The organism is Nocardioides dubius, from assembly GCF_039528155.1.
Taxonomy (GTDB): Bacteria; Actinomycetota; Actinomycetes; order Propionibacteriales; family Nocardioidaceae; genus Nocardioides; species Nocardioides dubius.
On sequence record NZ_BAAALG010000011.1, the window covers coordinates 541,149 to 544,380 of the forward strand.

3 protein-coding genes are annotated in these 3,232 nt (G+C 71.6%); all 3 read right to left on the reverse strand.

Annotated features, from left to right (window positions below; genetic code table 11):
- The coding region (locus tag ABD151_RS15730; RefSeq protein WP_343995718.1) for a hemolysin family protein at positions 1–770 on the reverse strand (770 nt) is incomplete at its 3' end.
- Positions 771–898: 128 nt separating this feature from the next.
- Positions 899–1,588 (reverse strand): response regulator, encoded by a 690-nt coding sequence (locus tag ABD151_RS15735; RefSeq protein WP_343995719.1) that lies wholly within the window; start codon positions 1,586–1,588, stop codon positions 899–901.
- A partial coding sequence (locus tag ABD151_RS15740; protein ID WP_343995720.1) for a DUF4118 domain-containing protein occupies positions 1,585–3,232 on the reverse strand: 1,648 nt, incomplete at its 5' end. The genes ABD151_RS15735 and ABD151_RS15740, both read right to left, overlap by 4 nt.

A 3,232-nucleotide genomic window follows, 5' to 3' on the forward strand; every position in this document is an offset into this window, starting at 1 on the left:
TCGAGCACCGGGTAGCGCGAGTGCCCGGTCGCCATCAGCCGGCGGGCGTCGCCCACGGTGCCATCGGCGCGCATCACGTCGACCCGAGCACGCGGGATCATCGCATGCTCGACGTCCTGCTCGGGGAAGTCGAGGATCCGGTCCAGCAGCACCGCCAGCGCAGGCGGCAGGTCGCCGCTCTCCCGGGAGTCCGCGACGATGTGCTCGAGGTCGCGGGCGGTCGCCGAGTGCTCGACGTCGTGCACCGGCTCCACCTTGAGCAGTCGCAGCAGGGCGTTGGAGGCGGCGTCGAAGATCTTGATCAGCCAGCCGAAGACGGCCAGGTAGGCGGTGGTCGAGCGCGCCAGCCAGAGCGCCACCGGCTCCGGCTTCGCGATCGCCAGGTTCTTCGGGAAGAGCTCACCGAAGAGCATCTGCACCAACGTGGAGAGCAGCAGCGCCAGCACGGTGCCGATCGCGATGCCGACGGCGGTCGGCACGCCGACGCCGCCCAGGCCCTCGCCCAGCGCCTCTCCGATCAGCGGCTCGGCGACGTAGCCGACCAGCAGTCCGGTGACGGTGATCCCGAGCTGAGCGCCCGAGAGCATGAAGGAGGTCCGCCTGGTGACGGCGAGCGCCCGCTTGGCGCCGGCGTCCCCGGCCTCGGCACGGGCGGCCAGCCGGGACCGGTCGACCGCCATGTAGGCGAACTCCTGGGCCACGAAGTAGCCGGTGGCCACGGTGATCGCGAGGACCACCAGCAGGCCGATCAGAAGCGTGAGAACCCACATCAGCGGGTCACCGCCGGGCAGGGTTGCGAAGTCAGTGAGGGCGGTTGATCGTCATCGTCCATTTCGAGCGACAGCCTAGCGACTCGCCCAATGGGGAGCATCCCCCATCCGACGGCGATCGGGCACCCTCAGCCGAGGGCCAGGCCCGGCGCGAAGCGGTAGCCGATCCCGGGCTCGGTGACGAAGAGCACCGGGTGCGCCGGGTCCCGCTCCAGCTTGCGGCGGATGCTGGCCAGATGGACCCGCAGGTAGTTGGTCTGGCGCTCGTAGCTGGGGCCCCACACGGTGCGCAGCAGGTCGACCTGGCGGACCAGCCGCCCGCGGTGCTGGACCAGGACCTCCACGATCCGCCACTCGATCGGCGTCAGGTGCACCGACTCGCCATCGCGCTCGGCCCGCGAGTCGGCGACGTCGAGGGTCAGCCCGTCGACGGAGACCAACGCACGCGGCTCCTCCACGCCGGCACGCCGGGTCGCCGCCCGCACCCGGGCCAGCAGCTCCTCGATCGAGAACGGCTTGGTGATGAAGTCGTCGGCCCCCAGGTCGAGCGCCTCCACCTTGTCGTCGGACTCGCTGCGTGCGGAGACCACGATCACCGGGACCTGGGTGAAGGAGCGCAGCTGGCGCAGCACGGTGACGCCGTCGAGGTCGGGCAGGCCGAGGTCGAGCAGCACCACGTCCGGCATCCGCTCGTCGACGATCTGCAACGCCGAGCGGCCGTCGCCGGCAGTCTCCACGTCATAGTCGCGTGCGCGCAGGTTGATGCCGAGCGTGCGTTGGATGGCGGGGTCGTCGTCGACGACCAGGACGAAGGTCATGCGCTCTCCTCGCGGAGCGTGGTGCTGGGCAGGTCCAGGACGAAGGTAAGCCCTCCGCCCGGAGTGTCTTCGGTGACCAGGCTCCCCGCCATCGCCTCGGTCAGGCCGCGGGCCACCGCGAGGCCGAGACCGACGCCGTCCTTGGCGGGCACATCGCCCATCCGCTGGAACGGCGCGAAGAGCGGCTGGTGGTCGCTGACGCCGGGGCCGTTGTCGGCGATCCGGATCGTGGTCCGCTCGCCCCGGGTGGCCGCATCGACGACGATCGCCGCGGCACGCGGGGTGTACTTCAACGCGTTCTCGACGATGTTCGCGATCACCCGGTCGAGCAGGCCGGCATCGGCGCAGACGCAGAGCGAGGGCGCCACGTCCACGGTGACCCGATCCCCCTCCGGCATCGGGGCGAGCGCGTCCAGGACGGCCCGGCGCACACCTACCGGAGCGAGGCTCGCATGCACCGAGCCGGTGTAGATCCGGCTCATGTCCAACAGGTTCGTGACCAGCGCGGTCAGCCGGTCGGCCGACTCCTCGATGGTTGCCAACAGCTCCGCCTCGTCCTCGGCCGACCAGGCGACCTCGGTACTGCGCAGGCTCGCCACCGCCACCTTGACGGCGGCCAACGGGGAGCGCAGGTCGTGCGAGACGGCCGCCAGCAGGGCGGTCCGGGTGCGGTCGGCCTCGGCCAGGCGCAGCCGCTCCACCTCGGCCGAGGTGGCGGCACGGCGCTCGGTCATCACCTTGGCGTAGGCGGCGTAGGCGTTGAGCAGGCCGCGTTGATCGGCCGGCAGCGAGGCGCCGCGCAGCACCAGCAGGGTGCGGTCGTCGATGTCGCAGGTCAGGTCGCCGTCCTCCACCTGGCCCACCGGTTGCCCCTGCACCGCCACCACCGACTCGGTGCCCGCATCGTCCCGGCTCAGCACCGCCGCGCCCCGGGCGCCGAACACCTCGCAGGCCGAGCCGAGCAGCCCAGGCAGGTCGTCGCTGCTGGTCAGCAGGGTGTGGGCGAGCACCGTCAGCGCATCTGCCTCGGCGCGCGCCTTGCGGGCCTGGATGGTGCGTCGCGCCGCTCGGTCCACGACGACCGCGACCGCGATCCCGACCACGATGAAGAGCACCAGTGCGGTGATGTTGGCCGGTGCCGCGATCGTCCAGTTGTAGAGCGGTGGGGTGAACAGATAGTTGAGCAGCAGGCCGCTGGCCAGGGCGGCGATCACGGCCGGCACCAGCCCGCCGATCAGTGCGGTGGCCACCACCACCGCCATCAGCGCCATCGCCTCGGTGGGCAGGCCGTCGACATGGCTGGAGCGCCACATCGCGCTGCTCACCGCGACCGGCGCCAGCACCGCGAAGAGGTAGCCGGCCGCCCGCCGTGGCCGGCCCATGCTGTCGGTGCGCGAGGCGAGCGCCGAGCGCGGACTGCGCACATAGTCGTGGTTGACGATGTGCACGTCGATCTCACGGGCACCGGCGATCACCTGCTCACCCACGCCGGGGCGCACCATCACCGACGGCCACCGGCGACGGCTCGCGCCGAGGATGATCTGGGTGGCGTTCTCGGCGCGGGCGAAGGCCAGCACGCTCTCGGCGGCGTCGAAGAGCCCGTACAGGAAGGACTCGTGCGCCTCGATCTCGGCGGCGTGGTGG

Excerpts from the sequence above, each read along its gene's own strand:
- ABD151_RS15735 (WP_343995719.1), bottom strand. The coding sequence starts at position 1,588 with ATGACCTTCGTCCTGGTCGTCGACGACGACCCCGCCATCCAACGCACG.